The sequence below is a fragment of the Carnobacterium maltaromaticum DSM 20342 genome (assembly GCF_000744945.1).
Lineage (GTDB): Bacteria > Bacillota > Bacilli > Lactobacillales > Carnobacteriaceae > Carnobacterium > Carnobacterium maltaromaticum.
Genome location: NZ_JQMX01000001.1, coordinates 2,683,914 through 2,709,762, shown reverse-complemented (window position 1 = coordinate 2,709,762; position 25,849 = coordinate 2,683,914). Strand labels below are relative to the sequence as shown.

Annotated in this window: 21 protein-coding genes and 2 riboswitches; of the genes, 4 read left to right on the top strand and 17 right to left on the bottom strand. The window is 34.8% G+C overall.

Annotated features, from left to right (window positions below; translation table 11 throughout):
- Positions 1-697: 697 nt before the first annotated feature.
- The 7 genes from rsmA to menB form a co-directional block, all read right to left on the bottom strand.
- Complete coding sequence (rsmA, locus tag BR77_RS12760) at positions 698-1,591, bottom strand: 16S rRNA (adenine(1518)-N(6)/adenine(1519)-N(6))-dimethyltransferase RsmA (RefSeq protein ID WP_010053547.1); 894 nt, start codon at positions 1,589-1,591, stop codon at positions 698-700.
- On the bottom strand, positions 1,578-2,144 hold the full coding sequence (gene rnmV / locus BR77_RS12755) for a ribonuclease M5 (RefSeq protein WP_010053544.1): 567 nt from the start codon (positions 2,142-2,144) through the stop codon (positions 1,578-1,580). The genes rsmA and rnmV overlap by 14 nt, the downstream gene beginning before the upstream one ends.
- Positions 2,144-2,911, bottom strand: coding sequence for a TatD family hydrolase (locus tag BR77_RS12750; RefSeq protein WP_010053542.1), 768 nt, complete (start codon positions 2,909-2,911; stop codon positions 2,144-2,146). Before BR77_RS12750 ends, rnmV begins: the two co-directional genes overlap by 1 nt.
- A gap of 102 nt (positions 2,912-3,013) precedes the next feature.
- The gene (metG, locus tag BR77_RS12745; RefSeq protein ID WP_035065276.1) at positions 3,014-5,029 is read right to left on the bottom strand and encodes a methionine--tRNA ligase; all 2,016 of its coding nucleotides are present in this window, start codon (positions 5,027-5,029) and stop codon (positions 3,014-3,016) included.
- Between the two features lie 149 nt (positions 5,030-5,178).
- Positions 5,179-6,606 (bottom strand): cryptochrome/photolyase family protein, encoded by a 1,428-nt coding sequence (locus BR77_RS12740; protein ID WP_035065273.1) that lies wholly within the window; start codon positions 6,604-6,606, stop codon positions 5,179-5,181.
- A gap of 73 nt (positions 6,607-6,679) precedes the next feature.
- Positions 6,680-8,122: an o-succinylbenzoate--CoA ligase gene (locus BR77_RS12735; RefSeq protein ID WP_035065270.1), complete on the bottom strand. Its 1,443-nt coding sequence runs from the start codon at positions 8,120-8,122 to the stop codon at positions 6,680-6,682.
- Positions 8,123-8,203: 81 nt separating this feature from the next.
- Positions 8,204-9,022 carry a 1,4-dihydroxy-2-naphthoyl-CoA synthase gene (gene menB / locus BR77_RS12730; RefSeq protein WP_010053538.1) on the bottom strand — a complete coding sequence of 273 codons (819 nt, stop codon included), beginning with the start codon at positions 9,020-9,022 and terminating at the stop codon, positions 8,204-8,206.
- 144 nt (positions 9,023-9,166) lie between these two features.
- Here menB and BR77_RS12725 point away from each other — a divergent pair, with 144 nt between their 5' ends.
- The gene (locus BR77_RS12725) at positions 9,167-9,535 is read left to right on the top strand and encodes a PaaI family thioesterase (RefSeq protein WP_010053536.1); all 369 of its coding nucleotides are present in this window, start codon (positions 9,167-9,169) and stop codon (positions 9,533-9,535) included.
- Between the two features lie 81 nt (positions 9,536-9,616).
- Here the strand turns inward: BR77_RS12725 and BR77_RS12720 are convergent, their stop codons facing one another.
- From BR77_RS12720 to BR77_RS12685, 9 genes are all read right to left on the bottom strand, one after another.
- Complete coding sequence (locus tag BR77_RS12720) at positions 9,617-10,147, bottom strand: universal stress protein (RefSeq protein WP_257613326.1); 531 nt, start codon at positions 10,145-10,147, stop codon at positions 9,617-9,619.
- Positions 10,148-10,291: 144 nt separating this feature from the next.
- The gene (locus BR77_RS19145; protein ID WP_307781485.1) at positions 10,292-10,453 is read right to left on the bottom strand and encodes an RNHCP domain-containing protein; all 162 of its coding nucleotides are present in this window, start codon (positions 10,451-10,453) and stop codon (positions 10,292-10,294) included.
- Positions 10,454-10,519: 66 nt separating this feature from the next.
- Positions 10,520-11,047: a hypothetical protein gene (locus tag BR77_RS12715; protein WP_035065269.1), complete on the bottom strand. Its 528-nt coding sequence runs from the start codon at positions 11,045-11,047 to the stop codon at positions 10,520-10,522.
- Entirely contained in the window at positions 11,034-12,524 is a 1,491-nt protein-coding gene (locus BR77_RS12710; protein ID WP_015077630.1) for an AcpB/EbpR/MafR family transcriptional regulator, read from the bottom strand. Before BR77_RS12710 ends, BR77_RS12715 begins: the two co-directional genes overlap by 14 nt.
- A 45-nt stretch (positions 12,525-12,569) precedes the next feature.
- Entirely contained in the window at positions 12,570-13,661 is a 1,092-nt protein-coding gene (locus BR77_RS12705) for a WxLIP family cell surface protein (protein ID WP_035065267.1), read from the bottom strand.
- Between the two features lie 93 nt (positions 13,662-13,754).
- Positions 13,755-14,504: a WxL domain-containing protein gene (locus tag BR77_RS12700; RefSeq protein WP_015077632.1), complete on the bottom strand. Its 750-nt coding sequence runs from the start codon at positions 14,502-14,504 to the stop codon at positions 13,755-13,757.
- A 177-nt stretch (positions 14,505-14,681) separates the two neighbouring features.
- On the bottom strand, positions 14,682-15,443 hold the full coding sequence (locus tag BR77_RS12695; protein WP_015077633.1) for a WxL domain-containing protein: 762 nt from the start codon (positions 15,441-15,443) through the stop codon (positions 14,682-14,684).
- A gap of 42 nt (positions 15,444-15,485) precedes the next feature.
- On the bottom strand, positions 15,486-15,827 hold the full coding sequence (locus BR77_RS12690) for an LPXTG cell wall anchor domain-containing protein (RefSeq protein ID WP_015077634.1): 342 nt from the start codon (positions 15,825-15,827) through the stop codon (positions 15,486-15,488).
- Positions 15,828-15,837: 10 nt separating this feature from the next.
- Entirely contained in the window at positions 15,838-18,768 is a 2,931-nt protein-coding gene (locus BR77_RS12685) for a pectate lyase-like adhesive domain-containing protein (protein ID WP_015077635.1), read from the bottom strand.
- A 394-nt stretch (positions 18,769-19,162) separates the two neighbouring features.
- Here BR77_RS12685 and BR77_RS12680 point away from each other — a divergent pair, with 394 nt between their 5' ends.
- Entirely contained in the window at positions 19,163-19,708 is a 546-nt protein-coding gene (locus BR77_RS12680; protein WP_015077636.1) for a biotin transporter BioY, read from the top strand.
- A gap of 272 nt (positions 19,709-19,980) precedes the next feature.
- Here the strand turns inward: BR77_RS12680 and BR77_RS12675 are convergent, their stop codons facing one another.
- A complete protein-coding gene (locus BR77_RS12675; protein WP_236700890.1) occupies positions 19,981-21,561 on the bottom strand; it encodes an AcpB/EbpR/MafR family transcriptional regulator in 1,581 nt (526 codons plus the stop codon).
- Between the two features lie 425 nt (positions 21,562-21,986).
- A riboswitch (M-box (ykoK) riboswitch) is annotated at positions 21,987-22,160 on the top strand.
- A gap of 221 nt (positions 22,161-22,381) precedes the next feature.
- On the opposite strand from BR77_RS12675, the gene BR77_RS12670 reads away from it, so the two are divergent.
- Both BR77_RS12670 and mgtA read left to right on the top strand, forming a co-directional pair.
- Positions 22,382-22,579 carry a hypothetical protein gene (locus tag BR77_RS12670; RefSeq protein ID WP_010053518.1) on the top strand — a complete coding sequence of 66 codons (198 nt, stop codon included), beginning with the start codon at positions 22,382-22,384 and terminating at the stop codon, positions 22,577-22,579.
- 134 nt (positions 22,580-22,713) lie between these two features.
- Positions 22,714-22,888: riboswitch (M-box (ykoK) riboswitch) on the top strand.
- A gap of 270 nt (positions 22,889-23,158) precedes the next feature.
- Complete coding sequence (gene mgtA, locus BR77_RS12665) at positions 23,159-25,831, top strand: magnesium-translocating P-type ATPase (protein ID WP_035065260.1); 2,673 nt, start codon at positions 23,159-23,161, stop codon at positions 25,829-25,831.
- The last annotated feature ends 18 nt before the right edge of the window (positions 25,832-25,849 follow it).

Here is a 25,849-nt window from a genome sequence, read left to right as displayed (position 1 = left end):
ACAAATTTAACAAGTATACCACATGAAATAGCTAGATGCAACTACTTATTCTTTAAATTAGAAAAAATTAAAAAAACTAAGATTTTTTCGCAAAAGACTGCTATATATGGCTTAAAACCACTTAAAAAAACAATTTTTTGGTATATCATTATGACCCATAAGATAATAATATGAAAAATAAATCTACTAATACTAAGTACTAATTTATATCTTCACAGTTATTATTTTGGTCATTAAACTAAAATTGAACAAACTAGTAGTCTCTAAAAAAATAGGTAACTAAATCAAATTATTTTTCCCTAGTTACCTCTATATCCTTTTCAATTTCGCTGATTTATTAGGTAATTTATTCATTTCCTGCGTTTTAAAGATAGAAAATAGAAAAACCTTAGTTCTTTCACTCTGGTATACTTAATTACTCACCTATCTCACAGGAACAATCCCAATATGTGAGGAGGTGCTTCATTTGATTCTTTTTTAACAACGTTTATCTTACCTTTGTTGATTGCATTACTGGCAGAGTTTTTCGGTTATTGGCTTAACCGCAAAGATAAATAAGAGGTGTCTAGGTCAGCATCTGTTTACTTAGATTAAACAAAACCCCCATACTCACAACAGTATGGGGGTTCGGTGTTTCATTTGATTTTTTTCTACCTTGAGTATAACATGTATTTTTTATTTTTTCAAGTTTCTCTATCTAATTATTTTCTGGAAAGAATTCAACAATTGCATCTGATAATCGACCAAATTCAGCTAAACTTAGCGTTTCACCTCGACGTTTTGGATCTATATCCGCTAGTTCTAAAGCTTTAACTAACTTCTCTTTGATCTCTTCTTCTTTTCCGTAACGGACTAGAAGATTATTCCATAATGTTTTACGACGTTGAACAAAAGCAGCTCGTGCTACTTGGAAAAATATTTTTTCATTTTTAACAATGACACTAGGTTGCTCACGTCTAGTTAATTTAATAATCGCAGAATCAACATTTGGTTGTGGAACAAAAACTGTTTTAGGCACAATAAAAGCAATTTCTGCTTCCATATAATATTGAATCGCAATCGATAAGGAACCATAGGCTTTTGTTCCTGGAGCAGCAGTAATCCGATCCCCAACTTCTTTCTGGGTCATAATTACTAGACCATCAATTCGGACTTCTGATTCTAGAAAATGCATAATAATTGGCGTTGTAATGTAATAAGGTAAATTAGCAACTACCATTAGGCGTTCTTCTAAATTAAGGCGCGGGGTTAATATCTCTGCCAAATTAGCCTTCAATACATCAGTATGGACAATTTCAACATTGTCATATGGACTTAATGTATCCGCTAAAACAGGAAGTAAGCGATCATCTATTTCAAAAGCTACTACTTCTTTACTGGCTCTGGCTAAATGTTCTGTCAATGCACCTATTCCAGGCCCAACCTCAACAACATTAGTATCTTTATCTAAACCTGCAGCCGCAACAATATTCACAAGGATATTAGGATCGACAATAAAATTTTGTCCAAGACTTTTCTTAACTGAAAAACCATGTTTTGCTAAGATTTCTTTAGTTCTGCTAGGTGTTGCAATATCTTTACGCTGGGTCATTTTCATCCTCCAAGATTCGTTGCATGGCCTCAATTACTTGTTCTGGGGTAATTTGAAACATCTGCAATCTTTTTTCAAGCTGTTTGCCGTTAGTATACCCGATATTTAATGATTCGCCTAATTTTTCACGCCTTTTTTTAGCAAACGGGCCTGCTAATAGACCGGCATCAATTAACAGCTCCCGTGAAATTAGTGATTCTTTCGAAATAGTTTCTGTATAAGCTTTTCCTAAAGCTTCACGAATCGCCTCTGGTGTCGCATGCTCAATCCCAAGGCTACCTTTGCCTTTAGGCTTGGCATCTGCAACTTTTAAAAAAGCATGTTTGACACCTGGAACAGCACGAGAAATTGTTTTTCTGATTTTCTCACCTGGAAAATCTGGATCTGTAAAAACGATAACACCTCGTGTTTCTTGAGCTTTTGCAATTAAAGCAAGAATTGAGTTATCGATAGCAGAACCCCGTGTTTCCAATGTGTCCGCTACGACTGCCTCTTTGATACGTCTTGTATCGTCACGACCTTCGACTACAATAATTTCTTTAATTTTATCCATTAGCGTAACCTAAATAGTTTTTCAGCATTTTCCGTTGTTTGATTCGCAACTTCTTGGTAACTGCACTCTCTCAATTCAGCAATTTTTTCAGCCACATATTTTACATAAGCTGGTTCATTCCGTTTGCCTCTAAAAGGTACCGGAGCAAGATAAGGAGCATCTGTTTCAACCAATAATTTATCAAAGGGAACCTGTTTAGCCACTTCATGAACTTCAAAAGCTTTTTTAAAGGTTACAACACCACTCATAGAAATATGCATCCCTAAATCTAAAAAGCGTTCCATCCAATCTACATCGCCACTAAAGCTATGCATAATTCCACCAATATCTTCTACATGCTCTTCTTTCAAGATTTGATACGTATCTTCAATCGCATCACGCATATGAATACTAATTGGTAGTTTCAACACTTTAGCAATTCGCATTTGACGGCGGAAAACATCTTTTTGAACATTTTTAGGTGATGTGTCCCAATGATAATCCAAGCCCATTTCACCCATTGCGACTATTTTAGGCAATTGTAATTGTTCAACTAACTTTTCTTCAATTTTATCTGTATATAGGTAGGCTTCTGTTGGATGCCAGCCAATAATACTATATAATCCATCATAATTTCGACTTAATTCTAGTGATTTTTCAATTGTTTTTTCATCGAATCCGACAATTGCCATTTTTGTGACATCATTTTCTTTGGCACGAGCGATTGCTTCTGGAATTTCTGTAGCAAAAGCTTCATCGTTTAAATGTGTATGTGTATCAAATAACATCATTTCAATCCTTTCTTATTGAGATAACTTTAGGTATTATAGTATGAGCAACAGCAACCCTGCTAATAATTTTACTTTAGCAGGGTTGCTGACTCAATATAATTACGCGATTTCAGAACCATTTGGTGCTGAAATTGGTGCTTCGATAACTTGTAAAACACCGTCTTTTTCTGCGGATATAATCATGCCCTGACTAACTTCACCGCGCATTTTACGAGGTTTCAAATTAGCAACAATCACGACTTTTTTACCGATTAAAGCCTCTGGCTCTGGGTACCATTGAGCAATTCCAGAAAGGATTTGACGGTGATCCTTGTCTCCAGCATCTAAGCGGAATTTCAAGAGCTTATCTGCACCTTCAACTTTACGGCAATCAATTACTTCTGCTACCTTTAATTCAACTTTATCGAAATCTTCGTATTTAATTTCTTTTTCTTTTAGTGAAACTAACTCTGTTTCTTCTGGATTCCACACGCCAGCTTCCTCCTCTGTTGTTTCTGGTTTACCAGCAGCCATCTGCTCTTTGATATAATTTGCTTCAACTTCTAAGTCTAAACGTGGGAAGATAGGTGTGCCTTTTTCAACAACTTTAACGTCAGTCGGGAATTGACCAAAATCAACAGTTTTAAATTCACCTGCTTCTTTTCCTGTTACGCCTAATTGAGCAAAAATCTCTTTTGGAGCATGCGTCAAGAATGGTTGTAAAAGAATCGCTGAAACACGTAAACTTTCTGCTAAATGAACCATCACGCTATCTAACTCAGCTTTTTTATCCTCTTCTTTAATTAATTTCCATGGTTCTGTCTCGTCAATATATTTATTTGCACGGGAAATTAAACGCCAAACTTCAGCTAGGGCTGTACTGAATTGCATTTGATCCATTTCAGTTTGGTAGTTTTTAACGACTTCATCTGCAACAGCTTTTAATGGTGCATCAAAGGCAGTCACGTCACCTACATAGGTTGGCACAACTCCACCGCAGTATTTATTAATCATAGCAACTGTACGATTCAATAAGTTTCCTAAATCATTGGCTAAATCATAATTCACGCGAGAAACGAAATCTTCTGGCGTAAAGACACCATCACTACCAAATGATACCTCACGCATCAAGTAATAACGTAATGCATCCAAACCAAAATGTTCAACTAGCATTTCTGGATAAACAACATTACCTTTAGATTTAGACATTTTACCGTCTTTCATTAATAACCAACCATGACCGAAGATTTTTTTCGGTAATGGCAAATCAAGTGCCATTAACATAATTGGCCAATAAATTGTATGGAAACGGACAATTTCTTTTCCAACCATATGCACATCTGCTGGCCAGTAGCGATCAAATAATGTTGTATCGTCAGTTCCGTATCCTAATGCTGTGATGTAGTTAGCCAATGCATCAATCCAAACATAAATAACATGCTCCGGATTGCTTGGTACTTTGACACCCCAACTAAATGTTGTTCTTGAAACAGCTAAGTCCTCTAAACCAGGCTTAATAAAGTTGTTAATCATTTCATTTTTACGTGACTCTGGTTGGATAAATTCAGGATGCGCATTATAGTAATCTAATAAACGATCCGCATATTTACTCATTTTAAAGAAATAAGACTCTTCTTTAACAAGCTCCACTTCATGTCCGCTTGGCGCTTTACCACCAATGACATTGCCTTCTGCATCACGATAAACTTCTTCCAATTGTGTTTCTGTAAAAAATTCTTCATCAGAAACTGAATACCAACCTGTATATTCGCCTAAATAAATATCTCCTTGCGCTAACAAACGCTCAAAAATATCTCCAACAACTTTTTCATGAACTGGATCAGTTGTTCGAATAAACTTATCATTACTAATTTCTAGTAAACGCCAAGTTTCTTGCATGTGATCAGCCATTGTATCCACATATTCTTTAGGCGTTATTCCCAACTCATCTGCTTTGTTTTCAATTTTTTGACCATGCTCATCTGTTCCAGTTAAATAGAATACATCAAAATCCTGCATTCTTTTATAACGTGCCATTACATCACAGGCAATTGTTGTGTATGAATTCCCAATATGTAGCTTACCACTTGGGTAGTATATCGGGGTCGTAATATAAAAGGGTTTTTTTTCGGTCATCTAAAGTGCCTCCTTGAGTATTTTAAATTTATAGACAATTTTCCATTCTTGAATAGTATAACATAAAATCCACTTCTATTGCGCGATAAGTTATGAAAAAGCCACTTGCATCAAGGGAATTTACTAAAGCTTCTTCTCCTATAATTTTTTCACTGATCAATTCCTTTAAATAATTCCAAGGCTTTTTTTCTCATCAATTTATGCTGAACAATCGGCTGTGGATAATCCTCACCAATGACAATCTGCTTTTCTTGTTGGATATTTAGTGGCATCTTACTTGGTTCATGAAGATAAGCATGTGGAATCCCTTTTAACTCTGGTACATACTTATAAATAAAATCTCCCGCTTCATCAAAACGTTGGCTTTGAGTTGTTGGATTAAAAATCCGGAAATAAGGAACTGCATCAGTTCCTGTTGAAGCCGCCCACTGCCAGCCACCAATGTTCGAAGCCGCATCATAATCAATTAATTTTTCTGCAAAATAGGCTTCTCCTAAACGCCAGTCCATTAATAAATCTTTAACTAAAAAAGAAGCCGCAATCATCCGTAAACGATTATGCATCCAACCTGTTTGATTTAATTGGCGCATGGCTGCATCTACTAAAGGATAACCTGTTTGGCCGGTTTTCCAAGCCTGCAAAAGTTGCTCATCACTGTTCCACTGTAAGTTACGATACTGTTCTTTTATTTCCAATACTTGCTGTTGTGGATTTTCAAAATAAATCATATTATAAAAATCACGCCAACATAACTCCTTTAGATACGTTTCTTTCCCTATACTATCTGGGGCCTCGGCCTTAATTCGATGATACACTTCGCGAATGGACAATTCCCCCGTTCTTAAAAACTGAGATAACCGACTCGTTCCTTTTTGGGCTGGAAAATCACGTGTTTGATCATACTGCTCGATCCCACTTGAAATAAATTGACGTAATCTCTTTCTCGCTTTTAACGCCCCAACTTCACTCGCCCATTTTTCATCAACCGATTGCATTAACTGAGTAAATTCAGCCTGTCCTTCACTAAATAGCTCTTGTTTGTCTAAAGCAAATTCTTTTAATTTTTGACTATCAATTTTTTGAAAGTTGGGTTTTCTAAGTTTTTCCCAACTTTTATAGTAAGGAGTAAAAACTTTAAACGCCGTCTGATCTTGTTTTCGATTCTCTGTTGCTCCATGCAGATGACTATCTTGAAAATGATGGCATTCAATCCCTTTTTCTGCAAAAAATGACTCCATTTTCCGATCTCGCTCTGCACCAAACCCTCGTTCATCTCGATTAAAGTAAATCTGGTTTAAAGTCGGAATTTTTTGAGTTAGTTCCTCAAAAGCTGCTTCTATCTCTCCATATAAAAAATGAATTGGCAAGCCAGCTGCTTTAGCTACTTCAACAAAATGCGCGACCGCAGTAAAAAAATAATCATGATTAAAACTCGTTACTTTAAATTGAAGCGGATTTAGATGGAAAATCCCAACTAGTTTGTCATTTTTTAATTGAGCCTCTTTCAGTGCTGCAATTAGTGCTGTATTGTCTGTTAACCTTAAATCTTTACGAAACCACATTCCTATCACACTCATTAAAATCTTCCCCCTATCTTCTATGTAAACATACAAAGTGCCGTTTTTTCGGCACTCTATATACTAAAAAAATTTAGACTAAATTTCTGCGTAAAACTTTACCACTAGCATTACGTGGCAATTGACTAACAACTTTATATTCTTTCGGTATTTTATATTGAGCTAATTGACTTTGACAAAAATGAATTAAGCCAGGGATATCTAACTCCTTATCTTGCTCTAAGACTAAAAAGGCAATTGGGACTTGCTCCCACTGAGTATCTTTTTTTCCAACGATTACCACATCATTAATACTAGGATGTGCCATTAAAACTTGTTCTACCTCTGAAGGATAAATATTTTCCCCACCAGAAATAATTAAATCAGCTAAACGACTAACAATATAGAGATAGCCATCATTATCAAGATAACCGATATCTCCTGTGTAAAACCATTCAGTTTCAGAGCGCCGCGGCTGATTCAAGTACCCAACTGTCACGTTAGGTGCTTTGATTCGGACTTCACCATGCTGATAAGGAAGACAGACCTCATGACTTGGCATAACTACTTCTAATTGAACTGGAAATAAAGGCAAACCTGCCGAACCGCTTTTTTTGACAGCCATATCATTACTTAAAGCCACAACTTGCGAAGCTGTTTCAGTCATGCCATAGGATTGGATGACTGGAATTCCAAGTTTCTGACAATTCGTTAATGTTCCACTATCAATTGGTCCTCCACCTAATAGCATACAACGAAATTGTGGTGGATAGTGGCGATTTCCTAAATCAACTAGCAAACGTTTAAGCATTACAGAAACTACGGATATAATTGATCCTGCTCCTGACAACAGAGTTTGATTAATTTCTTTTTCATCAAATTTTTCAAATAAATAAACAGGCATTCCATAAATTAGACTGCGCATCATAATTGAAAAACCACTAATATGAAATAACGGAACTGGACACAACCAACTATCCTCATCTGTTAAACCTAAATTGAGTACGGAGCCAATTGCACTCCACCAATGATTATCAAACGTTTGTTGAACCCCTTTAGCTTGTCCCGTTGTCCCAGACGTATACATAATAGTCGTCACTTTTTTTAAATCAAAATCTGGAACTGGTTTAAAGTTCGTTTGTTCCTTTAATTCAGTCACCTGTTGAAAACTATGGCTACATTCTTGTAAATGAATAGAAAGCTGTTTAATTTTCCCAACAAAAGAAGCTTGATATAATACTCCAGCAACAGTAGCATCAATAAGTTGTTGCTCCATCTCATAACTCGTTAATCTGTGGTTCAAAAATACGATTGTGTGACCCATTTGTTGTAGCGCTAAAATAGTAAAATAAAGTTCAGGTGAGTTGCTCCCTAAGACGCCAATTCGGCTTTCCTCAGGATAAGAAAGAGTCAATAATCGCTTAGCTCGTTGATTGACTTCTACTTGCAATTCAGCAAAACTCCATTTTTTCTGTTTAAATACTAAAGCTGTTTTTTCAGGAGTTAAATGAATACGTTTTGTTAACCAATTCTCCATTTATTACACAAACTCCTTTCATTAATTAGAAAAAACTGAGCACCTTGATCCTTCCAAGGCCAACTCAGTTTCGCTTATTCTTTATGGAAATTTTGGAAATTGATTAAAGTCTGGATCACGACGTTCATTAAATGCATCGCGTCCCTCTTTCGCTTCATCAGAAGTGTAATATAACAATGTTGCATCACCAGCAAATTGTTGCAAGCCTGCTAAACCATCTGTATCAGCATTCATTGCCGCTTTAATAAAGCGCAATGCAGTCGGGCTTTTCTTCAACATTTCACGAGCCCAGTCCATTGTTTCTTTTTCAACATCAGCAACTGGAACAACGGTATTAATCCAACCCATTTCCAAAGCTTCAGCAGCTGTGTACTGACGACACATAAACCAAACTTCTTTGGCTTTCTTATGGCCGATGACACGTGCTAAATAACCAGAACCATAGCCGGCATCAAAGCTCCCAACATTAGGACCTGTTTGGCCAAACTTAGCATTATCGCCTGCAATCGTTAAATCGCAAACCAATTGTAATACATTTCCGCCACCAATTGACCAACCTTTTACCATTGCAATAATTGGTTTTGGAATCACGCGAATTAAGCGTTGTAAATCTAATACATTCAAACGCGGAATATTATCTTCTCCAACATATCCACCATTTCCCCGTACACGTTGATCGCCACCAGAACAGAACGCATTGTCTCCTGCTCCAGTTAAAATAATTACGCCAATATCAGCGTCATCACGACTTAGTGTAAAAGCATCAATCATTTCAGAAACAGTCAATGGTGTAAATGCGTTGTGCACCTCTGGACGATTAATCGTAATTTTTGCTATATGATCAGTCTTTTCAAATAAAATTTCACGGTATTCTTTAATTGTTTCCCAATTTTCAGTCATCATTTAAGTCTCCTTTTTTATAAATTCACATTACTAGTTTAACCCATTTTAACAAAAATTACTTGCTTTCTGCCCCTATTTTCTTCAAATTATGTTAAATTTAAGGTACAAACTAAAAAATAACCCAAAAAAGGAGTTTTCTAAATGACATTAATGGACCATCTGGGGATTCACTACAAGAATATTTCCAAAGATTCTGTTGAACTAGAGCTCACGATTGAAGAACAACACAAACAACCATATGGTATTATGCACGGTGGAATATCCGCTGTTTTAGCTGAAACTGCGGCTAGTTTAGGAGCAAATGCACAACTAGATACAACGAAAGAAGTTGCAGTTGGGTTAGAATTAAACTTAAACCATTTACGAGCTGTACCAAATGGGACAATTATAGCTGTCGCAACGCCCTTACACATTGGTAAAAAGACCCAAGTTTGGGAGATTAAAATAACAAACGAACAAAAAAAATTAGTTAGCGCTGGACGTTGCACTTTATTTATTCAAGAACTTTAAGCTACTGAATAAACATTCTTATATAGATCTCCAAAAAAATGGAGCTTCATTAAAAATGAAACTCCATCTTATCTATTTTTATTACTCTTTCACAACTAGCACATTACATGGTGCATGTTGGACAACATAACTGGTTGTTGTTCCTAAAATAGCACTTTTAATTCTGCCTTTACCTGTCGCTCCAATGATGAGTAAATCAATCTTTTTTTCTGTCGGAATCGTATGGGCAATTGCATGTTTATGATTTCCTGTAGTCACGACTGCCACGGCATTTAGAACACCTTTTCTTTTTGCTTCCTCCACAAGTTCATGAACTTCATTTTCAACCCATTCCACCTCTTTTTGAACAACTTCTTGAAACATCTCAACAGCTTCTGGTGAATACGTTTGTGTTTGACTATTCAGCATTGGCGGTGCCACAAAATGTGTTTGATTATCCACTACTTCTAAAACATATAATGTCGCTTTTTCTTGTTCTAGAGCAATTTCCACAGCCTGTTGAAAAGCCAATTGAGCATTTTTCGATCCGTCTACTGCAACTAAAATATTTTTATACCGTGATAACATATACATCCCCCTCTTTCGATTTAAAAACGCTTCCATTTTATTCATCACATATAATTTAAATAATGACTAACTTATAATTTTATCTTAATTGTTTTTTTAATCTTTTGCAAATTTAACCACTCTTTAGTTACAAAAAAAACTTCAGATAGATCGATTATATTTAAAAACCTATCTGAAGACATTTTCGATTTAATTGAATAACATACCTTTGATAAAGTTTATAAATTGATCTTCAGCAATCGTATCTTCTGCTACTTTATTCCACTGTATCTTGCCACACCTCAAACAACAATGTTCAATTTGACATCCCTTTTTTAATTTATATCGATAACTAATCGGTTTCATTTTTATTGTACAAACAAAACACTTAGACTTTCATTTTCTATCTTTTTACTTTCTAAATTAACTATTTTTCATTTACTGATTAGGAGCCGTACCAAATAACATGATTCCTGAAAGATTCGAAAAAACCTCTTCTAAATAAGATGGTTCCTCCGAGTCGTCATCGTTCCCACCAGAAAAATTATTAAAAGGATCTAACGTGATCACTTCCGGGTTAGACATTCCGTGTGAGAATGGAAAGTGTTCCTTTTCGTCATCCTCTTGATTTGTTGAGCTTTTTTCTGAAGAATCCTCAATTAAGATTTTTTGACTGCCATCTGGTAAATCCAAATCGTCCTCAACAACAAGTGCATTTATTTCACCTGTATCCTGACTATTACTTGGTTTTGTGTCTTCCATTGTAGGAGGAACTGGCGTAGCCTCAACTCCTGGATTCAATGGATCCACTGGATGAACGACTAAGAAATGTGTTTGATTATCACTAGCTTGAATTTGATTTTGTTCAGCTCCTAATACCTCATTTACACTCCCTAAGGTTACTAAGATGCTACTAAACACTAATACATCTTTTAATAAACCTAGTTCATGTTTATGTTGTCTCATCCAAATTCACCTCAGCTTCTCTATTTCTTTTTATTTTTGTCAAATGTGCACCTAGATTTGCCCAGTCAGCTGGAGTTGGAAGTACATTCCAAACTAAATAGTCGCAATTTTTTCTTTTATCCGCAAAATAATAATCTGACAAGACCAAATCTGCACCTTGATTCATTTCATCTATCACTTCTATATTTAAAAAGCTAAATGTTTTAACATTCGCAGAAACCATGCTATTGTAATGCTTTCCTAGCGAAAAATCAATATAAATCTTGATTGATTTCATAAAAAAATCAGGTGGGAACACTTCTATTATTAAAAATAAATAGTGTCGAAATAAAAAGTCACTATTTTTATTAATTGATTTAAATTTCTTATTTCCACCTCCTGTTTTTATAAATTGTTGACAAAAAAGAAAAGCATCTAAATAATTTTCTTTAATGAAGTTAGAACTCATAGCATCTTCAAAAATTCCACCTATTTTTTCAAAATAAAGAACTTTAAAATGCAAAATCATTAACTCACTTTTCAGGTGATTCAAATAGTTTTTTTCAACTTTATTTTCAAAAAATGTACTGAATTCTTCTAAAAAAAAGTCGGTTAGCTGCTCATTTTTTATTAAAGGTTCTAGCCGTTTTTGGTTCAAAGAAAGCATATTCTCACTAATTAAGAATGCTAAAATAAATTTTGATTCGCTAATCAAATGATTTTGGTTTAGTAGATGAACTTGTTCCATTAAAAATCCTTGAATTTTTTCGTAAATCGGCAAAAATAGTTGGACATTTATTTTTTTACGTTCCACAGTGCTACTATGCAAATCTGTTCCTTGCTGAATTCGATTTAAATTAACTGCAAGAAAAAAATCTAATTTTGCTTTATCTACTTCTGAAAAAGAATGCTGTAGTTGTTCTTCTAACTGCTGAATAAAAAGCATGTTTACTTCTTTCTTTTTAGGCTCAAATGGAAACTCAATTCGATTAAAACGTTCATAGTACACTTGATAAAAATACATTCTAATTTTCATTTCATCGCCAATCAGTTTAAATCTTGAAGATAGTTCAATTTCATAACTACGTAAAATTTTCTTTAACTCCTGAATACGATTATAAACACTTGTATAGCTGACAAAGTTACTTTCTGAATAGCTCGCTATATTTGTAAATGTACCTCGATAAATTTCATCTAAAATTTTAAAAGAATGGGATTTTTTTAAATAAAGCCAAGCTAACACCTGTACTGATGCTTTTCCTGATTTTTTTAGAATAATATGTTTTTCTGTTTTTTCCAGTTTAAAACAATCAGTTAATTGGTTTGCCTCAATATCTCTTGTTAATTCATCAACTGTATTCAATAAAATAAAGTCGGAGATATTTAGATTTTCTGATATATCACTAAATGTTGCTCGTTGTTGGTAACTGGCTTCCAAAAATTTAAATAATCCAATTTTACGTATATCTTGTTTTTCTAAAAATACAGTCAACTCCATTCTTCCTCCATTTCATGCTGATTTTATCTATTTACTAATTAAAGTTTACTTTTTTTCAGTTTTTACACTTTTTTTCTTTTTGCGCTTTCTAGCAGCTAGTTCTTTTTTACGTGCTTCTTCTTCTTTTTTCTTCTTACGTTTCCATAAAATAAACCATAAAATCAAAGCGACTAAAATTAAACTCACTCCGATTAAAATATAAATCCAATTCGAATTGTTCTCAATTGTTACATCAGTTTTGTTTAATTTGTTGGCTGTCTCACCATCAATTGTGAAGTTTTCTTTCCAGTGCCATGTTTTCCCTTTTGACTCTGCTGTCATTTCTAGTGTGTATTTTCCTGCTTCTAATTTAGCTCCATCTAAAGAAATCGGATAGTTAAAGTTTGAATTAGGTGCCATTTGCATACCTTCACTAGTGGATTTATAGAGAACTTCACTTTGACCTTGACGCGTGATTTTTGCATTTACAGACAATTGATTTACATACATAGCTGTGATATTTTGCAAATTCGCATTGATCACATTTCGGGCATTTACTTGTGCTGCTGCAATTTCATTCAATTCTAATTCAGGCACAATTTCGTTGTCATTTTCATTTAATACCAACGCAACTACATACGCATAACGATTTTGAATAGATAATCCTTGCTCACCTTTCTTGTTCGTATCAGTATCTGTTTGTTTTTCTTGAAGCGTAATCCCACCTGCTAAGATTCCATCAAATTCTTCTTTTGGCATATCAATCGTCAGAGGGAGACGGACATGACTTTCAGCTGGCACAATCACTTCATCTACAACAGTCACAATATCATTTAAATTATGAATCAATGTACTATCTTGTTTTTCAGGCAACTCGCCATATTCAACAACGCCTTTGATATTGGTAAGTGCGCTATTCACACGAGGCTGAATAATCACATCATTTTTTGTGTCATTTCTCAGATTGATTTCAATCGTTTGGCTTGCGCCTGCTTCCATTTTCAAATCAAAATATGTCTTCTTTTGATCTCGTTGATTTGCAGGAATAATAGGTTCTACTGAAAAATTCAACTCTGAAGCATTCACCTTAGGTATAAAAAATGTGCTAGTTGTTAATAGTGCCACCATAAAAATAATCAGTTTTGTATATTTTTTCATTATCACGATCTCCTTTTCATCAGATTGAAAGCACCGACAAATTTACTTATCGATGCTTCCAGAATATAATATGTCTTAATTAGTTAGTTGTTTTTAGATTTCGTTTGCTGGAACATCTGTTAGAGTCCAAGTTAATGTTGTTGCATAAGTTTCTGCTAATTTTGTTGTTGTTCCTGGTACAGATAAACTAACACTGTTAGCTTTTGTTGCATCTGTTCCAAAGCGGTAAACAAAAGTTCCTGCTCCTTCACCATCTTTAGCTGAGACGATATTTTCTGCAACTCCAGTACCGGCAACAGTTAAATCAAAGCTTGGTTTTGTAAATGATGGGGTAGCAGAAGTAGAGATTGTATCAAGTTGACCATTTGTAAAGCTAATCATTGCTCCGACTAATTCACGATTAGATTCTGACATAAATTGACCATCTTGTTTTACTTGTAATGACCAACCAGCTTCTGTTCCACGGTTATCTGTCACCTGAACATAGTTGGGACGATCTGATCCATCTTTTAATTTTTGAGCTACTGCATAGTAAACCTCGTCTTTTGAAGTAATCTTATTCTCACCAAAGTAAAATGCTGATGCATAATCTAAACTTAGTGGTCCAGCAGTTCCAGGCTCAATTTCTTTATCTGGATCAGTTGGGTCAACTGGTTCAATTACTTCTCCTGGATTTGTTGGATCGACAGGATTTGTGATGTCTTCACTTGGTGCAAATTTAACGATTGTATCTGACTTATAATTTTGAGTAATATCTCCGGGTGCTGCAGACGCGATGCTTCCTCCAAGAATAACTGCACTGATAAGAACTGCCCCTGTAGTAATAAATTTAGTCGTTTTCATAATTTTTTTGTTCTCCCCTATTGTTTTATTTTTTGTCTGATTTTTTTAAATTCTGTAGCGCTGGTCTACACTTATAATTCTACATACTTTTTCAACCACTCACATCGTCAATTTGACTACGTTAGATGGAAAAAATGCGTATGTTCATTAGGCAATAAAGCCTCACTAAAATAGAAATTATTCGTTGATTGGTGTATCTGTTAGTGTCCACGTTAATTGAGTTGAATATTTAACTGCATCTTTTGGCGTGCTTCCTGGAACTTCTAGTGAAATAGCTTTATTTTTTTGAACAGTTTCGCCTTCAACTTCTTCAGCAGTTACTGTTCCAAAACGATCAACCCAAGTACCTGAACCCGTCTCATTTGCAGCAGTCATAACATTTGAAGCTGCTCCTGATGCATCTAATTCAATACTTGGACTTAGCGGAGCCGTAACATCTATTTGATTACTAGCAGCTACTCCATTTGATAATTTAATGACTGATCCAGTTAGGACTTTATGCTGTGTTGTTTTATTCTCAAATTGACCTTCTTGTTTCACAGTTAAAGCCCAACCTGTATTAGTTCCACGGTTATCAGATACTTGAACATAATTTGGTACAAATTTTCCATTCGTTAATTCTTGGGCATTTGCATAATAAACTTCGTCTTTATTTGTTATTTTATTTTTACCAAAATCCAAACTTGAAGCATAATCAATACTCAACGGGCCATTTGTTCCTGGTTCTGGTCCTTCTGGGTCAGTTGGATCAATTGGAACAACAGGATTTGTTGGGTCTGGATCAGTTGGATCAACCGGTAATGTTGGATCTGTACTTGGAATAAATTCTACAATCCCATTTGAAGTATATGTTTTATCTTCGGCAGCCAATGCTGGAGCCACGTTCACTAATGTTGTTAATACAATTGTTGATAATGCGATAAATTTTGTTGTTTTCATTTCTTTTCCCCCTATTTTATGCTGTTAATTTCACTATTTTCGTTAAATTTTTTGTTTCCTAACTATATAGGCTAGTCCTAATAGAACAAAACCAGTTATCATCATATTGATGGGCAACTGTTCACCTGTTTGTGGCAATGTATACTTTTGATTTACAGTACCTTGGTTTAGTGGTGCATATATAATTTTATCTTTGGTTGTTTGTGGAAGTTCTTTATTAGCTTCTTTTTCTTCTTCTGTTAAAGGAATGTACTCCCCATAAAAACTAATATCTCCATTACTCTTGTATTCATTATCTTGGCCTTCTGCATTCGAATAGATTGGAGTAGCCAAGCAAAAAACAAAAATAATAAACGCAGCAATAACTGGTTGCTTTCTTTTCACTTTGACACCCCTATTCTCCATCCGGTGTATTTTGTAAGGTCCATAAAATGGTTCCTTCGTAACTTTCACTACGAGCAGCTCCTGCAGGTACAGTTAAGGATAAACCGTCGCCTTCTGGAGTCCATGTATCAGAAACAGAAAATGGTGCTTCATCTGTATTCGTATGTTGATAAATTTTTGTGCTAACATCACTTAATACTGTTGTGTTTCCACCTAAACTATGACGTATTGCATTTGGCAAGGTATGCCCTGTTCCACTTGTCAAAACCTTGTCAACTTTAGCTGTTAATGTCCACGAACCTTTAACTGCTCGGGTATCTTGAACTTTCAGTTGACCTTCTAAATTTTCTAATGGATAGGTTTGTTCTTTAGCACTCACTTTCAACTCTTCTCCAAAAGAAAGTTTTGTCGGAGCTGATAGAAAGGCCAATTCACCATCTGCTACAGTTACTTTTGTTGCAGCCTTAAACGTTGCATCATGAAAAACTGTGTCAACTAATGGATTTGCATTGCCTCCAGTATCTGTCAAAATAAATTGCAGTACATTTCCAAGAACAAGTTTCGTTTCTGGTGCTGGAATTTCCCATGTTCCATCTTCTTTTACTACTGTGCTGCCTGGTACAGTTGTACCATTCAATGTGTAATAAAGAGTTGCACCTGGTTCTCCATTTATCCCAGTAAAAACAGTTGTAAATGGAGAAATACGACTTGTCACTTCAGCTGGAGTAGGCGGTGTTTTATCAATGACCGTCGTTTCAGCTAATTCTTCACTCTCATAAGGTCCTCGAATAGCTGTTGCTGTTAATTTTGTGCCTGCTTGATAAAAATCAGGCACTGTATAGCGCACATAACCATTTGCATCCGTAGGTAAATTAGCATAACTTAGCCCATTCGCTGGATCTGTAATTGTCACAGTTGCTTGCCCTGCTGAAGCATATACAGGTACATAATTAACGTGACCTGTTTCATCTGCCCCATTATTATCCGGAACCATTCCTATTTTCACACGGGCTTTAACCGTTAAATCAGCATCTGTTACTTCTGTAAACTCAACTTCTGGTAGTTGATTCATACCGGCAATCCGGCGGAACAAATTTGTTTTGAAATTGGCTTTCAAATCTGCATCAGTTGAAGCAACAACCTGACTATTGGGTGCTCCAGAAGCCGTTAAGCTACCGACTTTAGCGTAGGTTAATGAGGATGGACCTGCGACATCTACACCCATTTTCCATAAATCAATGTCTGAGTCTGTAATAGACATTTTATTTGTTGCATAATTGATTCCAACTGCATATGAAGATGCGGATGTTGCTAAATTTCGAATATCGTATTGAGCTGGTTGTTGAATATCTAGTGAATTATTTGATCCACTACTGATGTTAATCAACGCTGTATTACTTTTACCAATTGTATAAAAGTAAGCCCCTGGTTCTGTCTTAAAGGTACTATTTGTTGTATTGTAAGAAACAACAGCACCCGAGTCTCGTTTACTTGTTAAATTGACAATCGAACCTTTTTTAGCAGTAAAACTAGAGTTTGGTGCATCAAAACGCACAGCATTTCCAGGCATTGCCACATTAAAGACTGCATTTTCTCCAATCGTCATCGCTTGATAATATTGATACACGGCAGGATAAGAGACACCCGATGTTTGTGTTTGACTCATACGCACTTTCGAATCTGCTCCAACTGTAAATTCTCTTGACTGACCTGTATCTCCAGCTCTAGCAGCTAAATTGTACCAAACTACTGAGAAGTCATAATAATTTACATTACCCTTGTAATTAGTGCCAGGTTCCATAATAAAACTACCTGTGTAAAAGTTTTCTGCCCGAGTGTTTAAATCCATATTTCCATAGATAGTTACTTGAGCATAGGTAGCACGAGCTAATCGTTGTACACTGGCTTCTGTTGTTACATTTCCAAACCGATAGTTCCATTTCCCTGTATAACCTCCAACTAAACGTGACCCGACAATGTCCTCGGAGTAGCCTCCTGCGTATCTTTGAGCGAGTACAATGTCATGCATATGAAAAGTAGGTCTAGCAGTTCCTGTTTCTCCTAACCAAATAGAAGTTCCTTGAAAATCAATTCGAAATCCATTTCCATTAATTTCAATATCTCTAGTAATTTGCGTTGTTGCTAAATTATTGGGATCACCCTCACCAGCTGTTCTGGTATTTGCAAAACTAGCCGTTAAGTTAATTTTTGAAATACTTGTATCCTTCATTGCATTCGCAAAACTATCCCAACTATTTACATCAATTTCACCAACAGCTCTTGCCACCCCACGATTTTCTGGCATAGCTGACTGTTCTATTGAAGAATCTGAAACTGGTTGATCTGTTGATAACGCTTCTTCTGAATTTAGTTCTTCTGGTGACTCTAATTCAGCTTTAGTTTCTTCTTCCAAATTAGCTACTTGGACTTCTAACATTAATGTGTTTGATCCAAAATCTTGCCCTTGATACGTAGATTGCGCCTTTATTTCATAACTTCCAGCAACTGAGCCACTTAAGCTTAAAGGTACAGAATCTATTTTTTCAGCTTCATTTTCCGAATTTAGAATTGTTATTTCAATTTGTTGCGCATCCTGATTAAAATTCACTGTAATATATGGATTTTCTGCGTTTAACCATTCTGTTTCATCTTGATTAAAAACCAAACCTTCTGGTAAAGCCATTGTAATAACTGTTTCTAAAACTTCTGTATTTTCTTCAAGTTTAGTTGTTGGCAAGCCTTTTAAGTTAATTTGAATAGGTGTATCTTTTAATATAGTTGACTCTACTACTTGTAACGACATACTTTCATCTGCTTGAACTCCTCCTTTTTGAAAGAAGACCCCTATGTCCATACTATTGATTTGAAAAACCGTCACGCTCAGTAATGCCACCATTAATCCAATGATGATACCTTTTTTATTCCTATAAGTTTTGTTCAAATTCTCACCTCCCTCCAATTATATTTCTACTCATGAAGCAAATAATATCATGAAGCTTTCGTCGTAACTGTTTTATTTTTTTCAAAAACTTACTAATTTTCTGAAAAAATAGTTGATTCATAGTAGCCTCCATACCTTTTTATTTATAATGTGCAAGAAATTTATTTCTTATTTTTAACCTATCTCTACTATACTTTCTTACGCAATACTCCACATCTCAAAAATGACTACGTTAAGAAGTCATTTTAGCTATCTAGATATCAATGACTGTTTGACCATAATTTTTCCTAGTATACATGTAGTTCTCCATTAAATTCTTATTTTCTGTTGCATTATCCCTGAATTTCTGTTAACCTTTAAAAACAAACAAGTTAACAGAAAAGAGGATGCTCTCATGCAAACAACGAAATTAAAACAAATGATTCTGAATGCACAATTCGCCGTAATCATTGCCATTATTGCTCAAATTACCATTCCATTAGGTCCTATCCCTTTAACAGGGCAAACTTTTGCCGTTGGTTTAGCTGCTACTATTCTAGGTGGATGGAACAGTATGATTGCTGTCTGTATTTATCTATTGATGGGATTAATTGGAGTTCCTGTTTTTGCTGGTTTTTCCGCAGGGATTAGCGCCTTGCTAGGACCAACTGGTGGTTTTTTGATTGGATTTATTTTTAATGCTTTAGCTACAGGATGGATTTTAGAAAAAACGAAGTTTAATTTACCCTGGGGAATACTTGCTAACTTAGCGGGAGCACTTATTACACTACTTTTTGGAACAATTTGGTTAAAATACGGAACTGGCCTCGACTGGCAAGCAGCTTTTACAGGTGGTTTTATACCTTTTATTATTCCTGGTATTCTTAAAGCTCTACTAGCAGCATTTTGTGGAATTGCTATTCGTAGAAGACTGGCTAAAGGCTCCTACTTAACAGATTAACAGTCAGTCAACACTTTCCTGTTCCCTTATTGCTTTACAAATACTAGTATAGTATGGAATTTTAAACCTGTGTTTTCAATTTTTACCGGAGGTCTAGAAATTTTTTTATCTACGTAATATGAAAAATTTCTTACTACCAAAAATTAAAAATAGAACTCCTCTTCCTTCACTACTAACACAAAAGGCAGCCAAAGAGTTTCCTCCTTAGCTGCCTTTTGCTATTTTCTTTATTTACTCTAACACAATCTTCAAATTCGTTTATATTGATACGTTTAAGCTAATCTTTGATTAAATTCTTCTTTAGTAATCTCTTCAATCAAAGATTTAATATGCTTTAAATCATTCAAACTTGGATTACGATCAATACGTATAGAAGGAACACCATGAGAATCATATTCTGAAATTGTCGTTACCAACAATTGACTTTTTTCAATTTCACTTTGCTGATTTTTAGTTTGTTTATTAAAGATATAAGCGATATCAAGTTTTTGTCCCAGTTGATGCTCAATCAATGCAGCTAAATAGTTCGCAAATTCTATTGAACCATCTACTAGTAAGCTGACTTTTACTTTTGCATGATAATTATTTAAATGAGTCAAAAGACCTTTCCATTCAATCACTGTAGAAAAAATTAATTGGTTTATTAAAGATTCTTCGAATTCATTATCATATTTTTCACCAAAGCTGTTAATTGATTGCTTTAAATACTGAATAAATGCAGGATAATTACGCTCTAATCTAGAAACAAATAACTTATTGCGATCATGTAAAACAAAAAGCGGACCAACATAAATTGCCAAATCTACTGCTACTCGTTTAAGAATATCTTCTATATTATATAATGGAATTTGTAAATCTTTCGATATTTGAATAATTCGCTCTCCGATATTTGCCCCAAGACCTTGAAAAAATGCTTTTTCATCAAATTTCGGACCTCGATTTGGTAAAGAAAATTGATATGTCGTAAAAACATAGGTAATTTCTTCCAATAAGGATTGATTTAATTCTATTTTAAACACGTGGAAAAATTCACGTTTTAAAAAAGAGTCCTCTAGTATCCCTACAAAGGACAATGAATAACGGATTGCTACATTCTTTCTTCGTATATCCTCTGTGAGTAAATTCCTTCCAGCCAAAACTCTTCTTAAAGAAATGATCAGATAATTTTCCATCTCTTTTCTTGCATCCATTCCATAACTTCTATTATACTCTTTTTCAAAATAATCCATTATTTTCCCGACTACTTGACGTTCAGTAGAGCTAAATGGTGCATCCTCATAATACATTTTCTCAAAAAAATAATAGACTAAAAAATTACGAACCTGTGCTTCTTCACCTACTAGGTTGCAGTGGCTATCTATAATCTCAATATTAAAACCTGATTCCTCTGTTTGTCTAGATAATGCTTTGATTTTTCTTCTCAAACCTGGCTCACTAGTATAGAGAATTTCCGATAATTCTGTAATAGTAATTCCCGGATTTAAAAACAAATGTTCTATAATTTGATATTCTATACTAGTTCTTAACGTTTTACTGTAAATATATTCAATATTGATAGTGTGAGGATATTCTAATAGCACACCATTTGGTGAAGAAATAATCATAAATGGACTAAAATCAATATTTATTTTCTTAATGTCACTGCGTAATATTTTATCCGAACAGTCCAACTCTTCTGCAATCTTAGAAAGGGTGATCCAATCATCCTGTCGATGGAGTATTTCAATAAACTTCAACTTTCTATTCGCTTCATTATTTAAAAAATTATACACATACCCCATCCCCTTTTTATATAAAAATAACAAATAAAAACATTTACACTCCCATTTTTGAATTCGCCCCCATTTTAACATTCCGCCTCTATTAAAACAAGCAAATTCGACTGGTAAACACTCTAATTAACAATAGATATAAGCTTATAACTAACCTACCTAGCGACTGATTTAATTTATTAAAACACTGCCTTAAATTCGTTAGATTCACGTTTAAAATAACGCATTAAAATTTTATTTTTCACAATTAATGAATCTTTAAAAAACCAACTTGTTTAATTCTAACAGTATAAATGTCAGTTCTTATCTCTAGAATTAAGTCCCACTCTATTCTTGTTTTAAAATTAATTTTCTATTAAGGAAATAAATGCTGATTTAATCATCTTTTCAGCTTTAAAACGATTTGTTATTCAACTTTCCAGACAGTTCACTTAATTTTTAGGGGTTGTCATTTTCTGAATAGGGTGCTACAATGAACCCGTTGATACATCAGAACGATTAATTAAAGTGTTACCAGTTAGGTGAGGCTCCTATGCAAATATAGGCCATTGCCCAAAAACATCGAAAGATGCCAATGGGTAGAACAGGGATTGTCGGATTAAGGCTTTCCATAAGATGGCTAAAAGTAGAATGATACTTTTTACGTTGCATAGTGCTAAAACTCGACGAGTGGTAGATTTATTTTTGTTGCCCTCGTCTACCCTAGATGAGGGCTTTTTTATGCCCAGCTAGCTTCATACACAATTCGATAAGATAATTTAAGTCAACAGATTGGTGGAGGTAAACAATTGGATCGACAACAAAATAAAGATGGCACTAGTGCGAATCAAGTTGGGATAACCTCCCAATTTTTGACTATCAATAAAACTAACTAAGTGCCATTAGTTAGGACGTGAAAGATATGGATTACACACAAGAAATTGTGCGCTTTGTTCGTTTTTATGGAATTAAAAATATCAAAAGCTACGAAACTTCTAAATGTAAATATTTTATTTATGTAGCCGATAACGGACAAAAGCAACTGTACTACTATGATAAACAAACAAAAAACTTTTATTTTAAAACAGCTAAAAAACAAGAGAAGTTATCTTGGCTATGAGCTTTTAATTTATTAGGCTAGCCTCATGCTATTTAGTCCTCGCTTTCTAGCATGATAGACTAGTCAATAAATCAAGCAACATAATTAGTTGACCATTTTAAATCAATTAAACAATTATATATTTGCCGATTTAAAATCGGTACTGTTAGGTGAGGCTCCTATATAAACATAGGCTACTGCCCAAAAATATCGAAAGATGCCAATGGGTAGAACAGGGATTGTCGAATTAAGGCTTTCCATAAGGTAGCTAAAAACGATGTGTTCGTTTTTTACGTTATATAGTGCTAAAGCTCAACGAAGGTAACTCTTATTTAACGAGCCTTTTGTTGCGCCTTCATGCAACAAAAGGCTTTTTCTATTGCTTAAATTCCATTCAAATTGCTCTATTCCCTAAGGAAAGTTGGTTGAAATTATGGAAACCATTTTTAGGATTTTGGGATTTTATCTAACCGCACTTATCACTTGGTATTTATTCATCAAACGAAAAGAAAAATAATCGTTGCTCATTTAAGTTGCGATTCATTCTTGATGAGACAACGGACAATTTGTTTCATCGTCTATAAAAAGGAGGCTATTTCAATGGCTAAAAAGAAAACAATCAACTATAAAGTAACCGATCAAATTTATAAATTTGCAGCAACCTCTCATCGTAAAAAGGTGGTCGATCACTTTAGTTCATCACTAGATGGATTAAATACAAATGAGGTTCTAACAACGCGTAAAAAATATGGTAGCAATGAAATTCAGCATGAAAAACCTGAATCCATTCCAGCTAAACTTGTACGAGCTTTCATCAATCCTTTTACACTTGTTTTATTACTACTTGCTGCCATCTCATTTGTTACGGATTATTGGATTGCTGCTCCAGCAGATAAAGATTTAACAGGAGTAATCATCATCGTTACAATGGTGACAATCAGTGGTTTATTAACTTTTGTTCAATCCGTTCGTTCAACCAATGCAGCTGAAAAGCTAAGAACCATGGTTAAAGTGACTGCGACAGTAACTAGACGCACTAGCGGGAAAACTGAAATTCCAATGGAAGAATTAGTTTGCGGGGATATCGTTCACCTATCAGCTGGAGATATGATACCAGCTGATATCCGAATTTTGAAATCAAAAGACTTATTTATTAGCCAAGCTGCCATGACAGGTGAAAGTAATCCTGTTGAAAAATATGAAATTGATTTAGCTCCGAACACAAAAAATTCCAACGTGATGGACTATGAAAATTTAGCTTTTATGGGCAGCAATGTTGTGAGTGGTTCAGCAATGGGCATCGTTATTGCAGTCGGCCCTTATACGCAATTTGGCCGTATTGCCCATGATGTTTCAAGAAAAAAAGGTGATACTAGTTTTGAAAAAGGGATTAATTCTGTTTCTTGGTTATTGATTCGTTTTATGGCGCTAATGGCACCAGCTGTCTTTATTATTAACGGTTTAACAAAAGGCGATTGGTTAGAAGCTTTCTTATTTGGTTTATCAGTCGCAGTAGGCTTAACACCTGAAATGTTGCCCATGATTGTGACAACAAACTTAGTCAAAGGAACTCTTTCTATGGCTAAAGAAGGAACTATCATAAAAAATATCAATTCTATTCAAAATTTTGGTGCAATTGATGTGCTTTGTACCGATAAAACAGGGACATTAACACAAGACAAAATTGTCTTAGAGTACCATTTAGATGTCTTAGGTAAAGAAAATGATCGTTTTCTAAAACATGCTTTCTTCAACAGCTATTACCAAACAGGTCTTAAAAATTTAATGGATTTAGCGATTATCGAAGCAAGTCAAAATGAATTAAACATTCCCATTAATGAATACGAAAAAATAGATGAAATTCCTTTTGATTTTAATCGCAGACGGATGAGTGTCGTGATTCGAAACCAAGACGGGAAAACACAAATGATTACTAAAGGTGCCGTTGAAGAAATGTTGAGTATTTCTTCTCATGTAGAATATATGGGCGAAGTCACCGTTTTGACTGAGACTCTAAAAAATAAAATATTGAAAACTGTTGATGATCTAAATGAGGATGGTTTACGCGTTATCGCTATCTCTCAAAAAACGAATCCAGCAGCAATTGGTGAATTTTCAGTTAAAGATGAGTCAGATATGGTACTGATGGGCTATCTAGCTTTCCTTGATCCACCAAAAGAAACAACAAAACCCGCACTTGAAGCCTTAGCTAAAAATGGAGTAGCTGTAAAAATTCTGACAGGTGATAACGAAAAAATCACCCGAACTGTTTGTAAACAAGTTGGGATTAAAGTAAAAAATGTTATTTTTGGTACTGATATCGATTCGCTTGATGATGCCCAGCTAACTGCGGTAGTTGAAGAAAACAATATTTTTGTGAAACTATCTCCGCAACAAAAAACACGGATTGTAAAAACATTGCGTAATAATGACCATACAGTTGGTTTCATGGGTGATGGAATTAACGATGCTTCTGCAATGAAAGAAGCTGACGTTGGAATCTCTGTTGATACAGCTGTAGATATTGCTAAAGAATCAGCAGATGTTATTCTTTTAGAAAAAGATTTATTAATTCTAGAAAAAGGGCTAATTTCTGGTCGTAAAATATTTGGAAATATCATTAAATATATTAAAATGACAGCTAGCTCTAATTTTGGTAACATGTTCTCTGTTTTAGTCGGAAGTGCTTTTCTACCATTCTTACCAATCTTACCGATTCAAGTTCTCTTTTTAAATTTAATTTATGATATTTCATGTATCTCAATTCCTTGGGATAATGTCGACAAAGAATATTTAGAAAAACCTAGAAAATGGGATTCTTCTTCAATTGGATCTTTCATGAAATGGATTGGTCCAACAAGTTCAGTTTTTGATATTACAACATATCTGTTAATGTTCTTTGTCATTTGTCCACAAGTTTTAGGCGGAAGCTATAGCTCTCTTCCACCTGAAAAACAATTAATTTTTGCTGCTTTGTTTAATGCTGGTTGGTTTGTAGAATCCCTTTGGTCTCAAACATTAGTCATTCATGCATTACGGACTCCAAAAGTTCCGTTCCTACAAAGTCGGGCATCTTTCATTGTTACCACTGTTACAGGTTTAGGAATTGCTGTTGGAACAGTGTTGCCTTATACAAATTTAGGAGCTCACTTGGGCATGGTTCCACTCCCACTTAACTTCTTTGGTTGGTTAGCCTTGACGATTATCGCCTATCTAACCTTAGTAACCTTTATGAAAAAAATCTATATTAAACGCTTTGGTGAATTGCTTTAAGTCGTAAAAAAAAGCAGC

Coding starts and splice junctions, on each gene's coding strand:
- rsmA (WP_010053547.1), bottom strand. CDS start 1,591: ATGACCCAGCGTAAAGATATTGCAACACCTAGCAGAACTAAAGAAATC.
- rnmV (WP_010053544.1), bottom strand. CDS start 2,144: ATGGATAAAATTAAAGAAATTATTGTAGTCGAAGGTCGTGACGATACA.
- BR77_RS12750 (WP_010053542.1), bottom strand. CDS start 2,911: ATGTTATTTGATACACATACACATTTAAACGATGAAGCTTTTGCTACA.
- metG (WP_035065276.1), bottom strand. CDS start 5,029: ATGACCGAAAAAAAACCCTTTTATATTACGACCCCGATATACTACCCA.
- BR77_RS12740 (WP_035065273.1), bottom strand. CDS start 6,606: ATGAGTGTGATAGGAATGTGGTTTCGTAAAGATTTAAGGTTAACAGAC.
- BR77_RS12735 (WP_035065270.1), bottom strand. CDS start 8,122: ATGGAGAATTGGTTAACAAAACGTATTCATTTAACTCCTGAAAAAACA.
- menB (WP_010053538.1), bottom strand. CDS start 9,022: ATGACTGAAAATTGGGAAACAATTAAAGAATACCGTGAAATTTTATTT.
- BR77_RS12725 (WP_010053536.1), top strand. CDS start 9,167: ATGACATTAATGGACCATCTGGGGATTCACTACAAGAATATTTCCAAA.
- BR77_RS12720 (WP_257613326.1), bottom strand. CDS start 10,147: ATGAATAAAATGGAAGCGTTTTTAAATCGAAAGAGGGGGATGTATATG.
- BR77_RS12715 (WP_035065269.1), bottom strand. CDS start 11,047: ATGAGACAACATAAACATGAACTAGGTTTATTAAAAGATGTATTAGTG.
- BR77_RS12710 (WP_015077630.1), bottom strand. CDS start 12,524: ATGGAGTTGACTGTATTTTTAGAAAAACAAGATATACGTAAAATTGGA.
- BR77_RS12705 (WP_035065267.1), bottom strand. CDS start 13,661: ATGAAAAAATATACAAAACTGATTATTTTTATGGTGGCACTATTAACA.
- BR77_RS12700 (WP_015077632.1), bottom strand. CDS start 14,504: ATGAAAACGACTAAATTTATTACTACAGGGGCAGTTCTTATCAGTGCA.
- BR77_RS12695 (WP_015077633.1), bottom strand. CDS start 15,443: ATGAAAACAACAAAATTTATCGCATTATCAACAATTGTATTAACAACA.
- BR77_RS12680 (WP_015077636.1), top strand. CDS start 19,163: ATGCAAACAACGAAATTAAAACAAATGATTCTGAATGCACAATTCGCC.
- BR77_RS12675 (WP_236700890.1), bottom strand. CDS start 21,561: ATGTTAAAATGGGGGCGAATTCAAAAATGGGAGTGTAAATGTTTTTAT.
- BR77_RS12670 (WP_010053518.1), top strand. CDS start 22,382: ATGGATTACACACAAGAAATTGTGCGCTTTGTTCGTTTTTATGGAATT.
- mgtA (WP_035065260.1), top strand. CDS start 23,159: ATGGCTAAAAAGAAAACAATCAACTATAAAGTAACCGATCAAATTTAT.